The sequence below is a fragment of the Amycolatopsis sp. WAC 01376 genome, assembly GCF_003947415.1.
GTDB lineage: Bacteria > Actinomycetota > Actinomycetes > Mycobacteriales > Pseudonocardiaceae > Amycolatopsis.
Genome location: NZ_QHKL01000001.1, coordinates 1,633,756 through 1,656,603, shown reverse-complemented (window position 1 = coordinate 1,656,603; position 22,848 = coordinate 1,633,756). Strand labels below are relative to the sequence as shown.

Here is a 22,848-nt window from a genome sequence, read left to right as displayed (position 1 = left end):
GCTGGACGCGCGGCCGAAAGCGCAGGTACAACCAAGTACAAGCCGCTTCCGGCCACACGCCCAGCAGAAACCTGGACCCGCCGATAAGGCGCACGGATTTCCGGCGCAGGACACTAGCGCGCGTGTTTGGCGGCGTTGAGCGCGCTTCCGACGTCCGGCACCTCCAGCACCCGGATCCCCGGCGGGATCTTGCCGGAATCCGGCGGCACCAGCGCGTAGGTGAAGCCGAGCCGGGCGGCCTCCGCGAGCCGCCGCCCGACGCTCGGCACCCGCCGGACCTCGCCCGACAGCCCGACCTCGCCCATCGCGACGAGTTTGGGCGAGAGCGGCGTGTCCCTCGCCGAGGAGATCAGGGCGAGCACCACCGCGAGGTCGATGCCGGGTTCGGTGATCTTCATGCCGCCGACCGTCGCCACGTAGACGTCCTTGTCGCCGACCTTGATGTTCGCCCGCTTCTCGACCACGGCCAGCACCATCGCGACACGCGCCGAATCGAGACCGCTCACCGCGCGCCGCGGCTGCGGCGACTGGGTCGCCGACACCAGCGCCTGAACCTCGCCGAGCAGTGGCCGCTTGCCCTCCATGGTCACCGTGACCGCGGTGCCCGCGACCGGCTCCGCCGTGTGGCTGAGGAACAACCCCGACGGGTCGGGCACGCCGACGATGCCCTCTTCGACCAGTTCGAAGCAGCCGATCTCGTCGGCGGCGCCGAACCGGTTCTTGATCCCGCGCAGCATCCGCAGCGTCGAATGCTTGTCGCCCTCGAACTGCAGGACGACGTCGACCAGGTGCTCCAGCACGCGCGGCCCGGCGACCGAACCGTCCTTCGTGACGTGACCGACCAGCACGATCGGCAGGCCGCGCTCCTTGGCGAGCGCGACCAGCCCGGCGGTGACCGCGCGGACCTGCGTGACCCCGCCCGGCGCGCCCTCCACCTGCGGCGAGGCCATGGTCTGGACCGAGTCGACGATCAGCACTCCCGGCTTGACCGCGTCGACGTGGCCGAGGATCGCGGAGAGATCACTCTCGGCCGCGAGGAACATCTCGTCGTGGACGTTGCCGGTGCGCTCGGCGCGCAGGCGCACCTGCCCCGCCGACTCCTCACCGGTGACGTACAGCGCGCGGCCCGCCGTGGACGCCCATTGATAGGCGACCTCCAGCAGGAGGGTCGACTTGCCGACCCCGGGCTCACCGGCGAGCAGGATCACCGCGCCCGGCACGAATCCGCCGCCGAGCACCCGGTCCAGTTCGGAGACGCCGGTGGGCTTGGCCCGCGCCGTCTCGACGTCGACCTCGCCGATCGGGCGCGCCGGGGCACTGGGCGCGCCCGCCGCGACCCTGGCTATCGCGGGACGGGCGTCGCCGCGCTCCTCGAGCGTTCCCCACGCCTGACATTCCGGGCAGCGCCCGACCCACTTCGGCGCCTCGTACCCGCATTCGCCGCAGCGGTAGGTACTGCCTTTCTTGACCACTCCGCGAGGCTAGCGGCCACCACCGACAAACCCGGGCAACGACGGGCTGAAGGGGACTTTCACCGCATGTGACGCAGCGAAGGGGCCCTTCACCGCATGAGATGCGGTGAAGGGCCCCTTCGGCTGGCTACGGAGACTTAGTGTCCGCCGCCCTTGGCTTCCTTCTCGGGCGCGGGCGCCCGGCTGCCCGGGTGCGACGGCGCCGCGACCGGCAGGTCAAGCGTAATCGAGCCGGAGTTCTTGAAGACGAAGGTGACCTTGATCGTCTGGCCCGCCCACACCGGCTGCTTCAGCCCCTGCAGCACGACCGTGGCCTTGCCCACCTGATCCGGCGCGTTGGACGCCTCCGGGCCCGCGGACGGCGTGACCGTCCCGGCGACACTCGACGACGGGGCGCCCGAAGACGACGGCGCGCCCGAGGACGAAGCCGGCGCGGAGGACGGGGCACTCGTCGGAGCGACCTCCTTGGTCGACTCGACCGCGTCGGACGGGCCGATCACGAGCGCGTGGCTCGAGACGATGACCTTGGCCCCGCTGATCTTGGCGTCGCCCGTGGCGGCCTCGGAGGACACCGAGACGAGCTCGTCGTCCTGCTTGCCCTGGTTCACGATGGTCAGCGTCAGCGGCACGGCGGCACCGGCCGGGTACGCCTGCCCCTCGGTGGGGAACTGGAGCGCGGCGTTCCGCAGCACCAGGTCCTTCGCCTGCGCGTACGTCCCGTTGACCGCGGGCTGCTGCGAGTCGGTCTGGGTGATCTGACCAGCACCGCAGCCGGCGAGCACGAGCGCGGCGCCGAGCGCCAGCACACCTGCGCCGAACACGCGACGATTCTGCAGCCTCACGTCGGAGTCCTTCCATCTCACGGCCTCTTCACCGCGAAGACTAGCCGGGCGCCTTCGCGACCGGAGAACCCGGTGCGTGTTGACACGCCACCAATGCGGTGACGTGCCCAAGATCAACCGTCCACAAAGGATTTGGAAATCGTTCGCTTCTCACCAGCGTGAGCATGGGCGAATTGGGTTTGTCAACCCCCGGGCGGACCACCATCAGGCCGCTGACCTGCGACGACGATCGCGGGCCGCTAGGTGGGCCTCGTCGGCACGTGCTAAGATGAATTCAGCGAAAGGGGCAGAGGACACATGGTTTTCAAGGTCGGAGAGACCGTCGTCTACCCGCACCACGGTGCCGCACTCATCGAAGCCATCGAGACCCGCGTGATCAAGGGCGAGGAGAAGAAGTACCTCGTCCTCAAAGTCGCGCAAGGGGATCTTACGGTTCGCGTGCCCGCTGACAACGCCGAGATCGTCGGTGTTCGTGATGTCGTCGGGCAAGAAGGACTGGACAAGGTTTTCGACGTTCTGCGTGCTCCGCACACCGAAGAGCCCACGAACTGGTCTCGTCGGTACAAGGCCAACCTCGAGAAGCTCGCCTCCGGCGATGTGAACAAGGTGGCCGAAGTGGTGCGCGACCTCTGGCGGCGAGAGAAGGACCGCGGACTTTCAGCCGGTGAGAAGCGCATGCTGGCGAAGGCGCGGCAAATTCTGGTCAGCGAGCTGGCGCTCGCGGAGGGCACCGACGAGGACAAGGCTGAAGTCCTCCTCGACGAAGTTCTGGAAACCGCGGCAGTCTGAACCGGCGGGTGTCCCACGCCAGGTGAGGCTGCGGGGGATACCTCTACGATCGTGCACATATGAGCATCGTCCATATGAGCACGATCGTGTTCGTCACTGTCGTCAGACACCATGCCTCCGACGCGGAGCTCGCTCTCGCGCCGGTCAATGGTGAAGCGTTACTCACGCACACTGTGCGGGGGCTGCTCGCGCTGCCGGATCTCGATCTGGTGGTCGTAGCGGCCCCCGAGCGGTGTGCTGATTTGTTTTCGGCCGCTTTGAGTGGCTTCGGGAACCGTTGCCGGATAGTACCCGGCTCGTCGCTCAAGCACGTTTTCGACACCGTCGAAAACGAAATCGCCGGAAACCCCGTCTTTCTCGTGCACGACGCTTTGCGTGCGTTCACTCCCGCGGACACGGTCCGTGCCGTCGCGGACGCGGTCCGTGCGGGCTCGCCTTTCGTGGTTCCCGTACTTCCGATGGCGGACACCGTGAAGGTGACCGACGCGGCAAAGGTGATCACCGGTACCGAGGACCGCGCATATCTGCGCACGGCCCAAACCCCGCTCGGCTTCACCCGTGAGACTTTTCTCTCTTATGTCGACAAGCCGTCTCTCGACGGCGCGCACACCATCGCCGGGCATCCCGATGCGATGCGCGTCACCAACGCGTTCGAACTGCAACTGGCCGAAGCGATCGCGGTGGCCGGGAAAGAGGAAGTGCTGTGAGGAGCTCGCGCCGCGGCACCCGAAGCGGCCCGAAGAGCGCGCGGGCGGCCGCGAGGCCCCGCTATCGCGGCGGCGGGGCGCCTTCCCCCATTCCCCGAGGTAAGTCGCTAACGTGCGGCCTGGCGACGCGATCGCGGTCGCGCGCAAACAGCGAAGAAAAGGAAACCCTGTGAGGATCGGGAACGGCGTCGACGTCCACCCCGTCGAGGCGGGCCGTGAATGCTGGATCGCCGGGCTCCTCTGGCCCGGCGTCGACGGCTGCGCGGGACATTCCGACGGCGACGTCGCGGCGCACGCGTTGTGCGACGCGCTGCTGTCCGCGGCCGGGCTCGGTGATCTCGGCGCGGTGTTCGGCACCGGCGATCCGCGGTGGGCGGGCAAGCACGGTGTCGAGTTCCTCACGGAGGCGCGGCGGCTGGTCGAGGCGGGCGGCTGGACCGTCGGGAACGCGACCGTCCAGATCGTGGGCAACGCGCCGCGCGTCGGGAAGCGCCGCGAAGAGGCCCAGAAGGTGTTGAGCGAGGCCGTCGGCGGGCCGGTGAGCGTCTCCGCGACGACGACCGACGGGCTCGGCCTGACCGGACGCGGCGAGGGCATCGCGGCGTTCGCGACGGCACTGCTCCTGCCCTCGCAGGAATAGCCGCCGCCGGAAGCCGGTTCGGGCTGTCATGGCAGTCACACTTCCCGAACCGGTCCGCGAACTGGTGGACGGCAAGAACTTCGCGACCGTGGCCACGCTGGACGCCGACGGCGGCCCGCAGACCTCGGTCATCTGGGTGGGCCTCGACGACGGCGATCTGGTCTTCAGCGCCACCGAAGACAGGCTGAAGGTGCGAAACCTCCGTCGCGACCCTCGCGCGAGCGTGTCGATCACCGACGCCGAGAACCCGTACCGGCACACGCAACTGCGCGGCACGGTCACGATCACCCCGGACCCCGAAAAGGTGCTCCCGAAGGCGCTCAGCCACAAGTACCTCGGCCAGGACCCGCCGCCGGAGGGCCCGGAGGTCGAGCGGGTGATCGTCCGCCTGCGGGTGGACAGGGTCGCCGGGAACGTGGCTTAGGCTCGCGATCATGGGTGTGACCTTCAACGACGCGACCAAGAAACTCCTCGACGGCAACAACTTCCCGGTGCTGGCGACCATCAACGCCGACGGCTCCGCGCAGACGTCCGTGCTGTGGGCGAAGCGGGACGGCGACACGGTGCTCTTCGCGACCGTCCGCGGCCGTCTCAAGGAGCGGAACATGGCCAGGGACCCGCGGGTGTCCGTCTCGGTCTTCGACCAGGAGAACCCGTACGACTACGTCGAGATCCGCGGGACCGTGGAGATGACCGACGAAGGCGGGCGCGAGCTGATCAACGAGCTCTCGCACAAGTACCTCGGCAAGGACTACCCGGAGGAGCCGGCGGACGTCGTCCGCGTGCTGGTCCGGATCACGCCGACCCGGATCACCGGCAACGCCGCCTGAAGCGCGCCATGAACGGTCCGTTCCTTGCAAAATTTGCAAGGAACGGACCGTTCCTCTCACGCGCGGGGAGCGGCGAACACCCCACGATCGTGGCTAATGTGGGGCTCGTGACCTTTCGCGCTGTGTTGTTCGACTTCTCCGGCACGGTCTTCCGCCTCGAACAGGACGAGACCTGGCTCGCCGACCTCACCGATCACGAGGGGGAAAACCTCGACATCGAGGCCCAGACCGAGCTGATGCGCCGGATGACCGCGCCGGTCGGCCAGGTCGTCGATCTCGACGAGGAGCATCTGCACGCCTGGAACCACCGCGACCGCGACCCGGTGCTGCACCGGAAGGTGTACCTCGAGGTCCTCAAGCAGTCCGGGGTGCCGCACGCCGACCAGGCCGTCGCGCTCTACACCCGGCTGATCGATCCCAGCCAGTGGACGCCGTACCCGGACACCGAAGCCGTTCTCAAGGGTGTCTCCGGCAAGGGCGTGAAGCTCGGGGTGCTGAGCAACATCGCCTTCGACATCCGGCCGGCGTTCAGCCGCCGCGGCTGGGACTCGTTCGTCGACGAGTTCATCCTGTCGTTCGAGGTCGGAGCGGTGAAGCCGGAGCCGGAGATCTTCCGCACGGCCGTCGAGCGGCTCGGCGTCGACCCGGCGGAAACGCTCATGGTCGGCGACAGCGAGGAGGCGGACGGCGCCGCGCGTGAGATCGGCTGCGCGTTCGCGCTGGTGGAGCCCCTGCCGACGACCGAGCGGCCGGACGCCCTGCTCAGCGTCATGCGCACCCATAACCTGCTGTAATACGGTCACTGCGACACCGCTCACGCCGACCCCGTACCCTTTTAGGGTGGCACTACACCTCTATGACACCGCGACCCGGAGCGTGCGGGAATTCCACCCCGCCCGTAGCGGAACGGCGTCCATGTACGTGTGTGGTGCCACCGTGCAGGGCATCCCCCACATCGGCCACATCCGTGGCGCGCTGAACTACGACGTCCTGCGCCGCTGGCTCGTCCACAGTGGACTCGATGTGCTGATGGTCCGCAACGTCACCGACATCGACGACAAGATCCTCACCAAGGCCGCGGACGCGGATCGTCCCTGGTGGGAGTGGGCGGCCACGCACGAGCGCGCCTTCGAATCGGCGTACGAGTCGCTGGGCTGCCTGCCCGCTTCGATCTCACCGCGGGCGACCGGGCACGTCACGCAGATGGTCGAGTTGATGCAGCGGCTGATCGACGGCGGGCACGCCTACGCCTCGGGCGGCGACGTGTACTTCTCGGTCAAGGCGTTCGACGGCTACGGCGACCTGTCCGGCCAGAAGCTCGACGAGGTCCAGCAGGGCGAGACCCTCGGCGAGGGCAAACGCGACCCGCGCGACTTCACGCTGTGGAAGAGCGCGAAGCCGGGTGAGCCGTCGTGGCCGACGCCGTGGGGTGAAGGCCGCCCCGGCTGGCACCTCGAGTGCTCGGCGATGGCGACGACCTACCTCGGTCCCGAGTTCGACATCCACGGCGGCGGTATCGACCTGGTCTTCCCCCACCACGAGAACGAACGCGCCCAGTCCAACGCGGCAGGCGACCCGTTCGCGCGGTTCTGGCTGCACAACGCCTGGGTGACCATGTCCGGCGAGAAGATGGCCAAATCGCTGGGCAACACGGTCTCGATCCCGGCGATGCTCGAGAACTACCGGGCGCCCGAACTGCGGTATTACCTGGTCCAGCCGCACTACCGGTCGACAGTCGAGTACTCCGACGGAGCCGTCGCCGAAGCCGCTCAGGGCTACCGGAGGATCGAGCAGTTCCTCCGGCGTACCGCGGGCATCGTCGGCGCGGTCCACCTCGGCGAGGTCCCGAAGGACTTCGCCGCCGCGCTCGACGACGACCTGGCCACTCCGCAGGCCTTCGCAGTGCTGCACAACACGGTCCGCGACGGTAACGCAGCACTCGACGCGGCCGACAATTCCAAGGCACTCGAAATCGCCGCCGCCGTGCCCGCGATGACCGACGTGCTCGGCCTCGACCCGCTCTCCGCGCGCTGGTCCGAGGCGGGCGGCAACGAAACGCCCACCCGGCAGGCGCTGTCCGAACTCGTGGAAGGGTTGCTCGCCGAACGGCAGCAGGCCCGCGCCGAGAAGGACTTCGCCCGTGCGGACGCCGCGCGTGACCGCCTCCAGCAGGCGGGCATCGTGGTGGAAGACACCCCGAACGGTCCACAGTGGACCGTCAAGGACGTCTGACACTTACTCGGTCTCTAGCTCAAGGATTCTCACTGATGGCAGGCAACTCCCGGCGCCAGGGCGCTATTCGCAAGCCCGGCACGAAGAAGGGTCAGGTCGTCGGCTCCGGCGGCCAGCGCCGGAAGGGCCTCGAAGGCAAGGGCCCGACGCCCAAGGCCGAGGACCGTCCGGGGCACAAGGCGTATCGCATGTCGAACGCGCGTGACCGCAAGGAGCAGGCCCGGCAGAAGAAGGCCGACAAGCCGGAACTGATCGCCGGCCGCAACCCGGTCGTCGAGGCGTTGCGCGCCGACGTGCCCGCCACCGCGCTGTACGTCGCGATCAACATCGAGATCGACGACCGCGTCAACGAGGCCGTCCGGCTCGCCGGCGACAAGGGCATCTCGATCCTGGAGATCCCGCGCGAGGAACTCGACCGCAAGACGAACCGGGCCATGCACCAGGGCCTCGGCCTGCAGGTCCCGCCGTTCGTGTACGCCGACCCGCGTGACCTGATGGCGGTGGCGAAGGACTCGGGTCAGACCCCGCTGTTCGTCGCGCTCGACGGCGTCACCGACCCGCGCAACCTCGGCGCGGTGATCCGCTCGGCCGCCGCGTTCGGCGCGCAGGGCGTCCTCCTGCCGGAGCGGCGCAGCGCGGGGATGACCGCGGTCGCGTGGCGGACCTCCGCCGGCACCGCCGCCAAGCTGCCGATCGCCGTCGCGACCAACCTGACCCGTCAGCTGAAGGCGTGGAAGGACGACGGCCTGATGGTCGTCGGCCTCGACGCGGACGGCTCGGTCGACATCGACGAGCTGGACGTCGCCTCGGACCCGCTGGTCATCGTGCTCGGTTCGGAAGGCCGCGGCCTTTCCCGGCTGGTGCGCGAGACCTGTGACGCGACCGTGTCGATCCCGATGGCCGCCGGTGTCGAGTCGCTCAACGCGTCGGTCGCGGCCGGCGTGCTGCTGGCCGAGGTGGCGCGCCGCCGTCGTATCGTGGGACGTGTCTGACCCCGCACTTCGTCACACGGTGCGGGGTGCTCAGGCTAAGGTCACCAGCGGATAACGCGTAACCGCCCTGGGGGACCCCGCACCGATGTCGTTCATTTCACCGCTGTTCCTGTGGTACTTCATGCCGGCGGTCCTGCTCGCCGTGCTGCTGTGCCCGCGCAGCTGGCGGAACGGCATCGTCGCGGTCGGCAGCCTGATCTTCTACGCCACCGGCGCCGGGCCGTACACGCTGGTGCTGATCGGCTGCATGGTGGTCAACTTCCTGGCCGGGCCCGCGCTGGAGCCGAACGCGTGGGATCTGCAGAACAAACGGCGTAAGCGGCTGCTGCTCGGGGTCATCGGCCTCAACGTCGGCATGCTGCTGATCTGGAAGTACGCGGGTTTCGCGACGCAGCAGATCGCGGCCGTGACGCACTGGTTCGGCGGCGGTTTCCCGGTGGCCGACCTCGTGATCCCGATCGGCATCTCGTTCTACACGTTCCACCACATCTCCTATGTGGTGGACATCTACCGCGGTGAACGCCGCGCGCTGCGCAACCCGGTGTCGTTCGCCGCGTACATCGCGATGTTCCCGCAGCTGGTGGCCGGGCCGATCGTGCGGTACCGCGAGATCGCCGACCAGCTGCCGCAACAGCGGTCGCACCGCCTCGACGACATCGCCGCCGGCTTCCCGCGTTTCGCGCTCGGGCTGTGCAAGAAGACGATCATCGCGGACTCGCTCAGCCCGATGGTCGACGCCTGTTTCAACACGCCACCGGATCAGATGACCTTCGCGATCGCCTGGCTCGGCGCGATCGGCTACACGCTTCAGCTGTTCTTCGACTTCTCCGGGTACTCCGACATGGCGATCGGGCTCGGCCGCATGCTCGGCTTCCGGCTCCCGGAGAACTTCGCGAGACCGTATTCGTCGGTGACCATCACGGAGTTCTGGCGGCGCTGGCACATGTCGCTGTCGCGCTGGTTCCGCGACTACGTCTACATCCCGCTGGGCGGCAACCGCACCGGCGCCGGGCATACGTACCGGAACCTGTGCATCGTCTTCGTGCTGACCGGCTTCTGGCACGGCGCGCAGTGGACGTTCCTGATCTGGGGCATCTACCACGGCGCGCTGCTGATCGTGGAACGCGCTTTCGGCTACGACGTCACCCCGAAGACCCAGGCCGCCCGCATCGGCCGCCGCGCGCTGACGCTCGTGCTCGTGGTCTTCGGCTGGGTGTTCTTCCGCGCCAAGGACCTGCCGCACGCGCTCGGCATGATCGGGCACATGGTGCTGCCGGACTTCACGGGCCTCACCGACGTCGTCGAGAGCGCGGTGACCAACCAGCGGCTGCTGATCCTGCTGTGCGCGCTGGCGATCGTGTTCCTGCCGGCGCATCCGGTGACCGGGCCGCTGCTGGAGTCGTCGCGAAGCCGTCCGGCCACCGCGCTGCGGATCGGGGTGATGACCGTGGGACTGGTGTACGCGGCCATCCTGATCGCGACCGGCACGTTCAGCCCGTTCCTCTACTACCAGTTCTGAGGGAGCCCCGAGCATGACCGACCTGGCCGCACAGCCCGGCGTGATCGCCTACGTCGACAACCACGACGGCCCGCGGCGGCTGCTCACCATCGACATTCCGCTCGTCCGCCATGCCCAGATCTTCGCGCCTCTCGCGAGCATCGACGGCAGGCAGTACGTGGTCTCATGGGGCGCCGTCATGTTCGAAATCCCCGCCGACCGGAATGTGCACGTCAGCGTGCACCTGCATACCAACTACACGGGCCGCGCGGGAGACACGTCGACCCAGTTCGCGTCGATCGTCCTCGCGCCCCACGCGGCGCCGGTCCGGCTGGCCGCTCAGTTCCCGTCCAACGGGGAGGGTTCGCTGCTGCCGGTCGGTTAGCTTGGCCGCATGACCGGCGACTGGAAGCGGGATCGGATCGGATCGGTTCGGCGCTGCGCGGGGAGAACCCGACGGTGCTGCGACGGCTGAACGCGGGCTTCGCGGTGATCGGCGATACGCAGTTCCTCCCGGTTACTGCGTCCTCCTGACCGATTCCCCCGCTGTCGGCAGGCTGACCGATCTTCCGCGGCCACGAAGGCTGGAGTTCCTGGCGGACATGGAGTTGCTCGGCGAAGCCGTCGAAAATGTCTGCGCGCGAAGGGATTCCGGCTTCCGAAGGGTGAACCTGGAGATCCTCGGCAACACGGATCCGTTCCTGCACGCACACGTCTGGCCGCGTTACGACTGGGAACCGGCCGACAAGGTCGGACGGCCGGTCTGGCTGTATCCGGTGGACAACTGGGCCTCTTCGCTGGGACCTCAGCACGGCTCGCTCCGTTCCGAGCTGACCGCGGAGATCGACAGGCTGCGAGCCTGAGCGCCCCCGCCGCCGACGCCGGCGGCGAGGGCGCTTTCTCAGACCAGATCGACCAGCAGTTCGGCGAAGATCTCCGGCCGGCTGAAGTAGCCGACGTGCGACGAGGCCAGGGTGTGCACCTCGAAGGGGTTGTGCGGAGTCAGCTCGTCGGCCTTGCGGATCATGTAATCCTGCACCGCCGGAGTGATGCTGAGGTCCTCGGCGAGCCGGACGTAGGTGTGCGGGACACGCCCCCACCCGTCCGCCTGAACCAGCGCGCCCGGCTCGAGAACCGCGTAGCTCTCGTCCGGATCCAGGGAGTCGAGCAACAACCGGAACTGGTGGTCGGTGGAGTCGGCCATGATGGCGGCCTTCAATTCGGCGAACAAGGCCGGGTCGCCGTGGGCACTGCGCCAGTTCAACCGGGCCACCCCGGGTTCGTTCACCTCCGGCACGGCGATCCGCGCCGACAGCGCGTCCAGCAGGTTCTCGTCGACCACATCCCACGGTTCGGTGAGCATGGCCGGGTCGCTGAGACAGAGGGCGGAGAGATAGACGACGCGATCGAGCAGTTCCGGCGCGGCGTTGGCGACCGCGCTGATCGTCAGCCCGCCGAGGCTGTTGCCGACCAGGACGAGCGGTCCTTGGCCGTCGAGCCGCCGGAGGGTGTCCACCACCTGCCGCACGTTGTCCTGCAACGTGACTCCGCGCAGCGGGGAGGGAGCGGCCGCCAGTGCCGCGAGGTCCTGCGGTTGCCGGTAGTAGGCGGCGGGGCTGTCCGCGAGGTCGCCGTGGCCGGGCAGGTCGACGGCGTGCGAACGGTATCCGAGCAGAGCCAGTTCGTTCTGCAGCGGACCCCAGGCCCGTGCGTTACTGGAGCCTCCGTGAACGAAAACGAAAAAGGGGCGCGAAGGTGCGCTCATGATCAAGATCCTTGTCATCCTTTGGCGAACAGTGGACGTGGACCTCGACGCCGACGACGGGCGGCATCAGGTCAGCGCGCCGGCCGGATGCGAATGGCCTGCCAAGTGTGGATGACGGAACACATGCGGATCACCTTAGCCGGAAGCTCCGCCGGACACCTCCGATTTATCGGGTGCCCGAGATCGACAGGCTGCGAGCCGCGTCGAGCACCAGCTGAGCGAACTCCTCGCCGCGCACCATCGGCAGGTAGTGCCCGGCCTTCGGGACGTTGACCAGCCTGCCGTCGGCGCAGGCGTCGAGAAAGCGGCGTTCGTGGCGGCGGAAGTGGTCGCGTGAGCCGTTGATGAGCCAGGTCGGACCCGGGTATGTCCTGAGTTCCCCGAGCACGTCGAAGTCGGCGAAAGCCTCGGCGACGTCCGGGATCACCTCGGTCGCGATGCCGCCGTCGATCACGGCCTCGGCGAGTTTCGGCGGCAGGACGCTCCGGAACTGCCGTCGGCTCAGCCCTTCGCCGTGGTCCGGCAGCCGCATGAGCAAGCGGTGCGCCACGCGGAACGGTGCCTCCAGCGTCCTGCCGGGCAGGTAGGTCGAGTCCGCGACGAGCAGACCGGCGACACGCTCCGGATGCCGTGCCGCCGCGGCGATCGCGACGAAACCACCGAGGGAATGCCCGACGACCAGCGCGGGCTCGTCGATGCCTTCGACGACCGCGTCCGCTGCCGCGGCCAGGGTGAACCGCTCGCCCCGGCGGGTGCCGTGTCCCGGCAGGTCGACCGCTCTCGCCGGCCACGCGGAGCGCTCCAGCTGCTCGGACCAGGCGGCACCGCTGAGCCGGATGCCGTGGACGAAGACGAGGGGGACCATGGATTACCTCCTGAATGCAACGCACCGTTGCGTTGCAAAGTACCCGCGATCGCACCGGAACGCAACGGTGCGTTGTATTGTTCTCCGGTGACCACCCGGAACGGCCCCCGCAAGGCCGAGGCGATCTTCGCCGCCACCCTCGAACTGCTGGCCGAGCACGGTTACGACAAGCTCGCCATCGAGGCCGTCGCCGCGCGGTCCGGCGTCAACAAGACGACGCTGTATCGATGGTGGCCATCGAAGGACGCGCTGCTGGCCGCCGCGCTGCGCGATTCGGGACTGTTCGCCGTCGACGTCCCCGACACCGGCAGCCTGCGCGGCGATCTCCTTGCCGTGGCGACACAAATCCACCGGCTGCTGACTTCGGAGCGCACCGCGCCGGTCGTCACGGCGGCGTTGACGGCAGGCCCTCGACGTCCGGAACTCGGTGACGTGTCACGGAGTTTCTTCGCCGACCGCATGGCGCGCGAAGAGCCGATCTTCGAACGCGCCGCCACGAGAGGCGAACTGCGCGACGGCATCGATCCGGTCCTGGTGATGGATCTGCTCGCGGGGGCGATCTGGTTCCGGCTACTGCTGCGCGGCGGCGAAGCCGGCCCGAAATTTCTCGAAGAGGCTGTCGACACAGTACTGGGCGGTGCCGCGTGAAAATCGCACTGAAGATCGAATCCGAGCGGCTCGAAGATTATCTCGTCGCCGACGCGGTCGTCGACCACGATCATCCACTGATCCGCGAAACGGCTGACCGGCTGTCACCGACCGGCGGCACCGAAGTCGACGTGATTCGTTCGATGTTTCACTTCGTGCGCGACGAGATCGCCCATACGGTGGACGCGGCCGATTCCCGGATCACCCTTATGGCCTCCGAGGTTCTGCGCGAGCGGGTCGGGCTCTGCTACGCGAAGGCCCACCTGCTGGCCGCTTTGCTTCGCAGCCAAGGCATCCCGGCCGGGTTCTGCTATCAGCGGATCGGCGTCCTGCACGGGCTCAACGGCGTGTATCTCGCCGGCCTGGACCGGTGGATCCGGCTCGACCCCAGAGGCAACAAAAATGGTGCGGACGCGCATTTTCCTTTAATACAAGCGGGTCTGCTGGAAGATGAGCGGCTCGCGTGGACACTGGACCCCGGCAGAGGCGAGATCGACTTCCCCACGGTCTACACCACACCGTCTTCGGCCGTCGTCGAAACCTTGTCGTCGGCGAAGCCCGGACCCGCGTGGTACGAAGGAATCCTTCCGCACGCTCCGTGAGTGGTTTTTCCGTGATCCGGCGAAACCTCCGATGCGAAACCGGTATCGCCGTGCGTCACATTCGTTGTTGGTGCCTTTCCCCCGAATTTCTTATTTCGACATTGTCACGAGGCGCGTAGAGTAACTCCCCGCACTCGAACAGATACGCAATGCGTTCGTCCGTTCGAGTGCTGATCAAGGAGGTGACCCCCGTGCCCGCGGAAGCCGACCGGCTCCGCCGTACCACGTTGCAAGAGATCTTCTGGACCAGGACAAGTCTGCTGCTCACCGTACTGGTCGTCATCGCGGGCCTCAGCCTGTGGATCTCCAGCATGATGGATCCCGGCGCCGGTAAAACGCTGCTCACTTCACTGGGCACCGGCACCCTGATCTCCGCGGTGGTCGGCTTCGGCCAGACCCTGATCACCGCCACCGCGTCACAGCGCGCGATGGTGACCCCGGTGATCGAGGAGAGCCGCCGCGCGCTGGAAGCGCTCAGCGCCGAATACCGTTCGCTCAACAAGGAATTCTTCCCCACCCACGTCTTCGAGGCGACCACCGATCCGGATCCGTTGTTCAACCGGATCATGACCGAAGACCTCGACGTGACCAGGCACTACTTCTTCCGCGGCTTCTCCGGCAGGCACGCTGCGGCCCGATTGCTGTTGTCCCGCACCGAAAGGGAGCTGCGCGTGGTCATCGCCGACCCGCGCGACGAGGGAGCGATCAGTGGCAGGGCACGCTATCTCCTGCGCAGCGAAGAAGCGGCCATGGACTACGAGACGATCCAAAAGAGGCTCGACGACGAGATCAGCATCGGCCTGGTCGGGCTGTTCCTGGCCCGTAGCCGATGCTCGCTGGTGGACATCACCGTCGTCGCCGACCCGCCGCTGGACCGGCTCGAAGTCTTCGACGAGAGCGTTTGGGTGACCTTGTACAGCGACATCCGCGGCGCGACCACGCTTTATCCGCGGACACTGCGGTTCAGCGAGGGTTCCTTTCTGTACAACAAGGAACGCTCCGAATTCCTGCGTGTGTCCCAATCCCGGTCCGGGCGGCACTTCCGCATCTCCACCACGACGACGAGGGCGGATTTCCTCGCCCTGTACGAAAAGATCACCGGCTCTCCCCTGTCCGAAGAGAACTTCCTCGAACTGGAAGGAAAATTCCACTCCTTCCGGAAGGAGTTCACCACACTCGCCGAGTTGAACCCCTGACCGCTCGGCGTCGCAGAGCACTAGATTTGAGGAGCTGAAGTTGCTCACTCGCTTGTCCCCCCTCACCCAGCTCTCCGCGCTGCTCCGAACCACGGATCTGCCGCTGGCGCAGCACTGGCAGGTCGTCGACGAGATCTTCCGCGGCTGGACATCGAGACCAGAGCTGCGCGACGATCTCCGGCGGCACTTGGATTCGCTGAGTCCGGACGAGGCGAGCGCGATCCTCGCGCGGTCGCGGGAGACCACCACCCATTTCGCCTGGTGCCTGCTCGATTGCCCGGCCGACCCTTTTTCGGTCTGGCTGCACGAGTACAAGGCGCCGGAGGACTGGCGTGAGGGGTACGCCGATTCCGTGCACAACCACAGATACCACTTCTGCACCACGCTTCTCCGTGGCAACTACGTCCACGAGCGGTATTCGACCCTGCGCGACCAGCTTTCCGGATTGATCACATCGGTTCGGTTACGACGTAGCACGCTGTGTCAGACAGGGTCGGTAGGCGTCATGTACGCGGACGAGTTCCATCGGATTCCCGAGGCCACCGAAGGGACTATGACGTTTCTCGTGAAATCACGCCCGGTAAGCGAGTTCAGTCTTTCCTATGACCCGAAGACCGGAATAGGGCATCGTCACGTTCCGGTTGAGGTCCGATTGGGGGACCTCGCCGACCGCATCTAACTACACACCGCCGTCGAAGGCGCATACGCTTACTCCACCCGTCTGTAAACGGGATCGGAGAGGTGTATGCGCGCGCGAAAGAGCACGATTCCTTCCCAGACCATCGACGCCGTCGAGCATCGCGTCCGGCGACTGTGCTGGCGTTATGCCGACAAACTGCAGTTCCACGGCTGGCATCACGTGAGTTTCGTCCGAGCCAAGGCCGCGGGGTTCGCCGACCACAACGGGGCGGACCGCACCGTCGTCGAAGTGGCGGCGCTGGTGCACGATGTGAACTACATCGTGCTCCGCAACTCCCCCGCGGCCGCCGGACGAGACCTCCGGATGGACATCCTGCGGGAATGCGGTGTCGAGGAGAGCATGGCCCGTTGGGTCGACGAGATCGTCGACGAAGCCGAGATGGCGACCAGAGGACGGCACATCTCGCTCGAAGCCCAGGCGTTGAGCGACGCCGATACGCTGTTCAAGGCGCTGCCGGTGACGCCTGTCGTTCTCGCCCACCGCTATCTGCGGGAGAACGGGTTGAGCCTCCGCGAGCTGGCGCACAAGATCGTCGGCGAACAACGCGACGTCCACGACAGCGGCTACTACTTCTACAACCCCAAGGCCGCGGAGAACTACTCCCGATGGGCGTTGGCGAATCTCCAGTTGTGGCAGTGCATCAAGGAAGCCGTCGACGATCCGACGGTCGTCGAGCTTCTCGACGCGGTGCACGCCGTCGATGCCACGGATTTCGAAGCCGAGCCCGCCGCTTCCTAGCGTCGTGTGGGCTGAGTCGGAAGTTCGGGTGGCGGTTCGGCGTGGTGCCGAAGGATCTTGTTTCTTGTTTCGTGCGGTGAAGATGCTGTCGGCTGAGGCCGTGAGCACGTCGCTGACTTCAAGGTAGCCAGGAGGCCTTCATGGCGAGGTTCCGGACCGGCCATGGGAGCCGGGTCGTGAGTGGTAAGTGTCGTTAGAACGACACTTACCACTCACGACCCGCCGTCAGCGCTGGCCGTAGCCACGGAGTTTCTCCACGACGTGCTCGATCTCGGCGGGCGGGAGCAGATTCGGCGTTCCCGCCGACCGTGCCGTCAGCCAGACTTGGCAGACCCACTCGAGCTGCTGCGCCCGGCTGTACGCGGAGCCGAGGCTGTCGCCGAAGGTGGTGGTGCCGTGGTTCGCCAGCAGACAGCCTCGGCGGCCGTCCAGGGCCTCCAGCATGGCCTTGGCGAGCTCCTCGGTGCCGTACGTCGCGTAGGGCGCGACGCGGGCCGTCGGGCCGATCGCGGCGAGCATGTAGTGGATCGGCGGCACCTCGGTGACGAGGGTGGAGACGGCCGTGGCGTGCACGGAATGCGTGTGCACCACGGCCGACACCGGTTTGCCGTCCGGATCCGTCGCCTGCCGGTACACGGTGAGGTGCATCGGGAGTTCGCTGGTCGGTTTGAGCGAGCCGTCGACTACCTCACCGTCCAGGCCGACCACCGGCACGTCTTCCGGTCGCAGCCCGGCGTAGTCGACGCCCGTCGGGGTCACCGCGATCAGCTCGCCCTGCCTCGCGGAGACGTTCCCGGAGGTGCCGACCACGAGTCCGTCGGCGGTCATCCGGCGGGCGAATTCGCAGACCGCCGCGCGTTCTTCGGCCAGGATCACCGTCACAACCTCCAAAGTCCGCGGGCCGCGGCCAGTGAGGCCTGGTAGTCGGCGTAGCCCTGCTCGTAGAATCCTACGTTCTCGGGGCGGACCTCGACGACGCGTGCGCTCTCCGCCCAGAGCTCCCTGTCGACCGGTTCGCCGAGGGCGTCCGCGGCGACGATCACCGCGCCGCGAGCCCCGACCCCGGGATCGCCGGGGATCACGATGGACCGTCCGAGAACGTCGGCGAAAACCCGTGTCCACTCGAGCGAGCGGACCCCGCCGCCGCAGGCGTACAACGTACCGGTGAGTCCGGCCGCCTCGAAGCAATGCCTTGCCGCGTAAGCGATCGACTCGCACAGCGCGCGGACGATGTCGCCGCGCTCGCTCTCCAGGCTCAGTCCGGAGAACTGCGCCCTGGCCGAAGCGTCGACGAACGGCGCCCGCTCACCGGACGCGGAAAGGAACGGCAGGGCACGAACGCCGCCCGCGCCGGGACTGCTCGAGTCGAGCAGCGACCCGATCTCCTCGACCGCGATTCCGAACAGGCGGCACACCCAGTCGATTCCCGCGGTGCCGACCATCGCCGGCATCGCCCGCAGGAACTCGCCTTCCTCCGGCGTGCAGAGGAACATGCCCGCGGGCTCGCCCTCCGGATCGAACTCCGGCGAATTCGTCAAGACCTGGCAGGCGAGTGTGGTGCCGGCGGTGAGGATGCCGTCACCCGCACGTCGCACTCCGGCGCCGATGGCGCTCGCGGGCAGGTCGAACGGCCCCGCGGTGACCGGCAGTCCGACGGGAAGACCGAGCAGCCCGGCCCCGCGCTCGTCCAAGCGGAAGACGGTCTTCGGCGCCGCCGGCTCCACGAACAGGCTTCGGCGGTGAGAGAGCCCGACGGCCGCGATGGCGTCTTCGTCGTACTGCCGGGTGGCCGGGTTCAGGAAAGGCAGCGACGCATCGGACGCGTCGACGGTGATCTCGCCGGTCAGCCGCTGGAGCACCGCGTCGACGCAGTAACCCGCCACCGCCGCCCTGTCCAGCGACTCCGGTTCATGAGTGTCCAAAAAGGACATGATCGCCGCGGCGCAGCCGGGGAACATTCCCGACGCGGTACGGCGGAACACTTCCCTGGTCACTCCGTCGGCCTGCCATTTGGCGAGCAGCGAGTTCGCCCGTCCGTCGAGCCACGAGATCGCCGGTCGCACGGCCTCGCCGGATTCGTCGCGCAGCCACAACCCGTCGCCCTGACCGGTGAGGGCCACTGCGGTGACCGGGCCGTCGAGCCCGGCGGCGACCTCGCGCACCACCGTCGCCACGGTGCCGAGCACCTGGTCGAGGTCTTGTTCGACCAGCCCGCCCGCCAAGTGGTGCACCTCGGAGGTGGTGCAGGCGCTCGCCACGGACATCCCGGCCTTGTCGAAGACGACCGCCTTCGTCAGTGACGTGCCGATGTCGACGCCGATGATCATGGCCGCAGGACCTCGGGGTTCGCCAGATTCGCGAGCGTCTCACCGCGCACGTACCGGCCGACTTCGGCGGCGACGATGTTCGCCGCCCGCTCCGCCGTCTGCCTGCTGGCCCCGGCGAGATGCGGGGTCGCGATCACGTTCGGCGCGTCCCGCAGTGCCCAGTCCGCGGGCGGTGGCTCGACGTCGTACACGTCCAGCGCGAGCGCGCCGAGCCGTCCCGAGCGCAGGGCTTCCGGCAGCGGGGAGTAGTCCAGGAGGCCACCGCGCGCGGTGTTGACCAGTACGGCGCCTTCCGGCAGCAGGGCGAGTTTGGCGGCGTCGATCAGATGCCGGGTCTCCTCGGTGAGCCGGGCGTGCAGGCTCACCACGAAACTGCGGCGCAGCAGATCGTCCAGTTCGACGAGCTCCGCGCCGTCGGCACTGATCTTGGCGGGGTCGGCGAACGGATCCGCCACCAGCACCTTCGCGCCGAACGCGACGAGGACCTTGGCCACCCGCCCGCCGATCGCACCGTAGCCGACCAGCCCGACGGTGGTCCCGTCGAGTTCGAGACCGGTCTGGTCGTAGGCGTAATAGTCGCCACGCCAGGTGCCGCCCAGCAATTCGGCCGAGGACGTCGAGATCCGGCGCATCGCGGCCAGGATCATCCCCACCGCGAATTCGGCGGCGGCACCGGCGTTGCGGCCGGGCGCGTACGTCACCGCGACCCCTGCCTCGGTGGCCGCGGCGAGGTCCACGTTGACCGGGCCGCCCCGGCACACCGACACGAGCTTGAGGCCGGGCGCGGCGGCGAACACCTGCTTGGTGAACGGTGCCATCTGGGTCACCGCGACCTCGGCTCCCGCCAAGGCCTCGATCACCTGCTCCTCGGTGCCGCTGGCCTCGTGCACGTTCGCGACCGGGCCGAACGGCTCCACCGGCCACGGCAGGGTCAGTTCCGAGAACTCGTGCCCGTCGCCGATCTCGGCACGGACGGCCTCGGCCAGCAGGCCGGTGCCGACGAAATGGTCTCCCGCAGCGAGTATCCGCAACTCTGCGTCCTCTCTCCGTGCCCGCATCGGGCGCTTCTCAGTGTCTGTCGGTGAATCCGCGAACGCAATCGACGCCGGTTCAGTGGGCTTTCTCGTATTCGGTGATGTGCGCGACCTTGCTCGCGCTGGCCGAGGCCGGGTCGAAGCGGTAGCCGACCCATTCGGCGACGATCTTCTTCGCCAGCTCGGGGCCGATCGCCCGCGCGCCGAAGGTGATCACCTGGCAGTCGTTCGACTTGACCGAACGCTCGGCGGAGTACGAGTCGTGCGCGACCGTGGCCCGGACACCCGGGACCTTGTTCGCCGAGATGGCCATGCCGATCCCTGTCCCGCAGACCAGTACGCCGCGATCCGCCTCGCCTCGCGCGATCGTCTCCGCCGCCGCGAGGCCGAGCAACGGGTATGCCTTGTCGTCCGATCCGTCGGCCACGCCGAGGTCGGTGACCTCGTCCACCCTCTCGTCGGCGAGGAGCAGGTCACGCAGCTGATCCTTGAGCGCCACCCCGGCGTTGTCCGCCGCCACCACGATCCGCATTCAGTCTTCCTTTCCCAGCGCCTGGCCGACCGCGGTGACGAGCAGCGCGAACGAGGTGGCCCCGGGATCGGGGTGCCCTTTGCTCCGCTGCGCCAACCGCGCCGCCCGTCCCTTGGCGGGCAGCAGGTCCGCCGTGGCCTCGGCCGCGCTCACCGCGACCTGGGCCGCCTTCTGCCAGGCCTGCGGCACGTCGGAGCCGGCCTCGGCCTGTTCGCGCAACGCCAGCCGGAACGGCTCGATGGCGTCGAGCATGGTCTTTTCACCGGGCTCGGCCTTGCCCAGCTCGACGAAGGCCCTCACGGCTCCGTCCACGGCGTCGGCGAGGACCGCCGAGGTGACCTCATCTCCGGACCGGCCTCGCAAACCCGCGCCGGTCTCGGCCAGCAGGACCCCGTACAACGCCCCGGAAGCACCACCCGCCGCGTCCGCGAACGCCGTGCCGGCGGCCAGGAGGGCGGTGGACGGCGAATCTCCGTCGCGCCGCGCGGCGGCCACCGCGGCCCGCATGCCTCTGGTCATGCCCAGCCCATGATCGCCGTCCGCCGCGACCGCGTCCAACCTGCCGAGTTCGGCTTCGTTGGCCTCGATGTCGTGGAGGGCCGCCGTCAACGCGCGGTCCACGATGCCCTCGCCCGGTTCGACCTCCGCCAGCAGCGGGTCCACTGTGGACTCCAGCGGAACCTGTGCCAGCGCGGCGCCGCTGCTCCGGTAACCCGGGGTGTCGCAGGGGGCCGCGTAGAGCTCGGCGAGTTCGTCGTCGAGCACCAGGATCGACAGCGAGACCCCCGCCATGTCGAGCGACGTGACGAATTCGCCGACCTCGGTGTGCAGCGGGCTGAGCCCCGCCGCGGCGAGCCGTTCGTGGATCCGGGTGTAGGTCGCGAACATCTCCTCGTATTTGGTGCGGCCCAGCCCGTTCAGCAGGACGACCACGCGACCGTCGCCCTCCGGCAGTTCCGGGAGGAGACCGTCGACCAGTTCGTCGGCCAGTTCCCGTGCGCTCAGCCTGCCGACCGTGCGTACGCCGGGCTCGCCGTGGATGCCGAGCCCCAGTTCCATCTCGTTCTCGCCGACGGTGAACAGCGGGGCGGACGCGCCGGGCAGGGTGCACCCGCCGAACGCCACCCCGAACGTCCGAGTGCCGGCGTTCGCCTTCTCCGCCACCGCGTGCACGGCGGCGAGATCGTCACCGCGTTCGGCGGCGGCACCGGCGATCTTGAAGACCAGGAAGTCGCCCGCCACACCGCGACGCCGTTCCGGCGCGTCCGCGGGACCACTGGCGATGTCGTCGGTGACCAGGATCGTGCGGCTCTCGACGCCCTCGGCCGCCAGCCTGCGCGCGGCGAGCCCGAAGTGCAGCACGTCGCCTTGGTAGTTGCCGTAGCCGAAGAGGACGCCGGCACCGCTCTCCGCGGCCCTCGCCGTGCGATAGACCTGCTCGGCACTCGGGCTGGTGAACACGTCGCCCACCACGGCACCGTCGGCGAGACCGGGACCGACCAGCCCGGCGAACGCGGGATAGTGCCCGCAGCCGCCGCCGATCACCACCGCCACCTTCGGTTCGGATTCCTCCCGGCGCAGTACGCCATAGGCGCCGGGGACCTTGCGCACCGAACGCCCGTAGGCGGTGACGAACCCGTCGAGCCAATCGCGTTTGAACGTCTCCGCGGCACCAAGGACCGTCATCGTCCGCTCGCTTCCGCGAGTTCACCGGACAGGTACGCGAGCAGCTTGCGGCGTACGTCGTCGTTGTTCTCCGCCACCTCGGCGGCCAGCTCGAGCGCGTCCGGCTTCGGCGGGTACACCGGATTCGGCAGCGCGATCACGGTGAGCCCGGCCGCGGCGGCGGCGCGGATACCGTTGCTGGAATCTTCGACGCCGAGGCATTCCTCGCCGGACCGGCCGAGCCTGGCGGCGGCTTCGAGATAGACATCGGGACTCGGCTTGCCCCTGGCGACCTCGGCGCTGGAGACGGTCGCGGCGAACTCGCCGGTGAGACCGTGCTTGTCGAGAACCGCGTCGATCACCCGGCGGGCGGCCGACGACGCCAGCGCGACCGGCACCTTCGCGCTCACCTCGCGGACCATCTCGCCCGCTCCCGGAAGCAGAGGCGCCTCTCCCGCTTCGATCGCGGCGATCATGCCGTCCACCACGGCACGCTCGACCTCGACCGCGCTTTCCGTCGTGCCGGACCGCTTCGCGAGGTACGCGGCCCATTCGGGCGCGCTCATCCCCTGCACGGACGCGGTGTCCTCAGCGGTCCATTCGGTCCGGTGCCGGGCGGCGTACGCCACCCAGTTCTCCTCCCAAAGGTGTTCACTGTCGACGAGGACACCGTCCAGGTCGAACACCACCGCGGCGAGTGCCATCCGGCGTCTCCTTTCACATCGATGCTGTTAAGTTAACATCGAAGATGTGATCTGGACAAGCCCTGAGGAG

Annotated in this window: 26 protein-coding genes; 16 read left to right on the top strand and 10 right to left on the bottom strand. The window is 68.2% G+C overall.

All coding sequences use genetic code 11. The features are described 5' to 3' along the window. Positions 1-113: 113 nt before the first annotated feature. The gene (gene radA, locus DMH03_RS07970; protein WP_125791264.1) at positions 114-1,472 is read right to left on the bottom strand and encodes a DNA repair protein RadA; all 1,359 of its coding nucleotides are present in this window, start codon (positions 1,470-1,472) and stop codon (positions 114-116) included. Positions 1,473-1,609: 137 nt separating this feature from the next. Continuing rightward, the gene (locus DMH03_RS07965) at positions 1,610-2,314 is read right to left on the bottom strand and encodes a hypothetical protein (RefSeq protein WP_125791263.1); all 705 of its coding nucleotides are present in this window, start codon (positions 2,312-2,314) and stop codon (positions 1,610-1,612) included. 297 nt (positions 2,315-2,611) lie between these two features. Here DMH03_RS07965 and DMH03_RS07960 point away from each other — a divergent pair, with 297 nt between their 5' ends. From DMH03_RS07960 to DMH03_RS42285, 11 genes are all read left to right on the top strand, one after another. Further along, a complete protein-coding gene (locus DMH03_RS07960) occupies positions 2,612-3,103 on the top strand; it encodes a CarD family transcriptional regulator (protein WP_005165253.1) in 492 nt (163 codons plus the stop codon). Between the two features lie 74 nt (positions 3,104-3,177). Further along, positions 3,178-3,810, top strand: a complete 633-nt coding sequence (locus DMH03_RS07955; protein WP_125791262.1) for a 2-C-methyl-D-erythritol 4-phosphate cytidylyltransferase — start codon at positions 3,178-3,180, stop codon at positions 3,808-3,810. Between the two features lie 169 nt (positions 3,811-3,979). Further along, on the top strand, positions 3,980-4,450 hold the full coding sequence (gene ispF, locus DMH03_RS07950; RefSeq protein ID WP_125791261.1) for a 2-C-methyl-D-erythritol 2,4-cyclodiphosphate synthase: 471 nt from the start codon (positions 3,980-3,982) through the stop codon (positions 4,448-4,450). Between the two features lie 28 nt (positions 4,451-4,478). Continuing rightward, positions 4,479-4,874 (top strand): PPOX class F420-dependent oxidoreductase, encoded by a 396-nt coding sequence (locus DMH03_RS07945; protein WP_125791260.1) that lies wholly within the window; start codon positions 4,479-4,481, stop codon positions 4,872-4,874. A gap of 10 nt (positions 4,875-4,884) precedes the next feature. Next, a complete protein-coding gene (locus DMH03_RS07940) occupies positions 4,885-5,280 on the top strand; it encodes a PPOX class F420-dependent oxidoreductase (protein ID WP_125791259.1) in 396 nt (131 codons plus the stop codon). 107 nt (positions 5,281-5,387) lie between these two features. Next, on the top strand, positions 5,388-6,074 hold the full coding sequence (locus DMH03_RS07935) for an HAD family hydrolase (RefSeq protein ID WP_125791258.1): 687 nt from the start codon (positions 5,388-5,390) through the stop codon (positions 6,072-6,074). A 46-nt stretch (positions 6,075-6,120) separates the two neighbouring features. Next, positions 6,121-7,512, top strand: coding sequence for a cysteine--tRNA ligase (cysS, locus tag DMH03_RS07930; RefSeq protein ID WP_125791257.1), 1,392 nt, complete (start codon positions 6,121-6,123; stop codon positions 7,510-7,512). A 35-nt stretch (positions 7,513-7,547) separates the two neighbouring features. Next, positions 7,548-8,504 carry a 23S rRNA (guanosine(2251)-2'-O)-methyltransferase RlmB gene (rlmB, locus tag DMH03_RS07925; protein ID WP_125791256.1) on the top strand — a complete coding sequence of 319 codons (957 nt, stop codon included), beginning with the start codon at positions 7,548-7,550 and terminating at the stop codon, positions 8,502-8,504. A gap of 85 nt (positions 8,505-8,589) precedes the next feature. Further along, the gene (locus tag DMH03_RS07920) at positions 8,590-10,023 is read left to right on the top strand and encodes an MBOAT family protein (RefSeq protein WP_125791255.1); all 1,434 of its coding nucleotides are present in this window, start codon (positions 8,590-8,592) and stop codon (positions 10,021-10,023) included. A 13-nt stretch (positions 10,024-10,036) separates the two neighbouring features. Further along, positions 10,037-10,387: a hypothetical protein gene (locus tag DMH03_RS07915; protein ID WP_125791254.1), complete on the top strand. Its 351-nt coding sequence runs from the start codon at positions 10,037-10,039 to the stop codon at positions 10,385-10,387. Positions 10,388-10,604: 217 nt separating this feature from the next. Further along, on the top strand, positions 10,605-10,865 hold the full coding sequence (locus tag DMH03_RS42285) for a hypothetical protein (RefSeq protein ID WP_199748708.1): 261 nt from the start codon (positions 10,605-10,607) through the stop codon (positions 10,863-10,865). 38 nt (positions 10,866-10,903) lie between these two features. Here the strand turns inward: DMH03_RS42285 and DMH03_RS07905 are convergent, their stop codons facing one another. Both DMH03_RS07905 and DMH03_RS07900 read right to left on the bottom strand, forming a co-directional pair. Then, on the bottom strand, positions 10,904-11,767 hold the full coding sequence (locus tag DMH03_RS07905; RefSeq protein WP_125791253.1) for an alpha/beta hydrolase: 864 nt from the start codon (positions 11,765-11,767) through the stop codon (positions 10,904-10,906). 166 nt (positions 11,768-11,933) lie between these two features. After that, positions 11,934-12,632, bottom strand: a complete 699-nt coding sequence (locus DMH03_RS07900; RefSeq protein ID WP_125791252.1) for an alpha/beta fold hydrolase — start codon at positions 12,630-12,632, stop codon at positions 11,934-11,936. 87 nt (positions 12,633-12,719) lie between these two features. On the opposite strand from DMH03_RS07900, the gene DMH03_RS07895 reads away from it, so the two are divergent. The 5 genes from DMH03_RS07895 to DMH03_RS07875 all read left to right on the top strand — a co-directional run bounded on the left by DMH03_RS07895 (position 12,720) and on the right by DMH03_RS07875 (position 16,516). Further along, positions 12,720-13,280, top strand: a complete 561-nt coding sequence (locus tag DMH03_RS07895; RefSeq protein ID WP_125791251.1) for a TetR/AcrR family transcriptional regulator — start codon at positions 12,720-12,722, stop codon at positions 13,278-13,280. Then, positions 13,277-13,882 carry a transglutaminase family protein gene (locus DMH03_RS07890; protein WP_125791250.1) on the top strand — a complete coding sequence of 202 codons (606 nt, stop codon included), beginning with the start codon at positions 13,277-13,279 and terminating at the stop codon, positions 13,880-13,882. The genes DMH03_RS07895 and DMH03_RS07890 overlap by 4 nt, the downstream gene beginning before the upstream one ends. A 149-nt stretch (positions 13,883-14,031) precedes the next feature. After that, positions 14,032-15,078 (top strand): hypothetical protein, encoded by a 1,047-nt coding sequence (locus DMH03_RS07885; protein ID WP_199748706.1) that lies wholly within the window; start codon positions 14,032-14,034, stop codon positions 15,076-15,078. Positions 15,079-15,118: 40 nt separating this feature from the next. Further along, positions 15,119-15,757, top strand: a complete 639-nt coding sequence (locus DMH03_RS07880; protein WP_125791249.1) for a hypothetical protein — start codon at positions 15,119-15,121, stop codon at positions 15,755-15,757. Positions 15,758-15,823: 66 nt separating this feature from the next. Then, positions 15,824-16,516, top strand: a complete 693-nt coding sequence (locus tag DMH03_RS07875; RefSeq protein WP_125791248.1) for an HD family phosphohydrolase — start codon at positions 15,824-15,826, stop codon at positions 16,514-16,516. Between the two features lie 225 nt (positions 16,517-16,741). On the opposite strand, the gene DMH03_RS07870 is transcribed toward DMH03_RS07875, so the two are convergent. The 6 genes from DMH03_RS07870 to DMH03_RS07845 form a co-directional block, all read right to left on the bottom strand. Continuing rightward, the gene (locus DMH03_RS07870) at positions 16,742-17,392 is read right to left on the bottom strand and encodes a class II aldolase/adducin family protein (protein WP_125791598.1); all 651 of its coding nucleotides are present in this window, start codon (positions 17,390-17,392) and stop codon (positions 16,742-16,744) included. Between the two features lie 2 nt (positions 17,393-17,394). Continuing rightward, complete coding sequence (locus tag DMH03_RS07865) at positions 17,395-18,843, bottom strand: FGGY-family carbohydrate kinase (protein WP_125791247.1); 1,449 nt, start codon at positions 18,841-18,843, stop codon at positions 17,395-17,397. Continuing rightward, positions 18,840-19,874 (bottom strand): 2-hydroxyacid dehydrogenase, encoded by a 1,035-nt coding sequence (locus tag DMH03_RS07860; protein ID WP_125791597.1) that lies wholly within the window; start codon positions 19,872-19,874, stop codon positions 18,840-18,842. The genes DMH03_RS07865 and DMH03_RS07860 overlap by 4 nt, the downstream gene beginning before the upstream one ends. A 79-nt stretch (positions 19,875-19,953) precedes the next feature. Continuing rightward, positions 19,954-20,409, bottom strand: a complete 456-nt coding sequence (locus tag DMH03_RS07855; protein ID WP_125791246.1) for a ribose-5-phosphate isomerase — start codon at positions 20,407-20,409, stop codon at positions 19,954-19,956. Next, entirely contained in the window at positions 20,410-22,095 is a 1,686-nt protein-coding gene (locus DMH03_RS07850) for a dihydroxyacetone kinase family protein (protein ID WP_125791245.1), read from the bottom strand. Next, positions 22,092-22,778, bottom strand: a complete 687-nt coding sequence (locus DMH03_RS07845; RefSeq protein ID WP_125791244.1) for an HAD family phosphatase — start codon at positions 22,776-22,778, stop codon at positions 22,092-22,094. Before DMH03_RS07845 ends, DMH03_RS07850 begins: the two co-directional genes overlap by 4 nt. Positions 22,779-22,848: the final 70 nt, after the last annotated feature.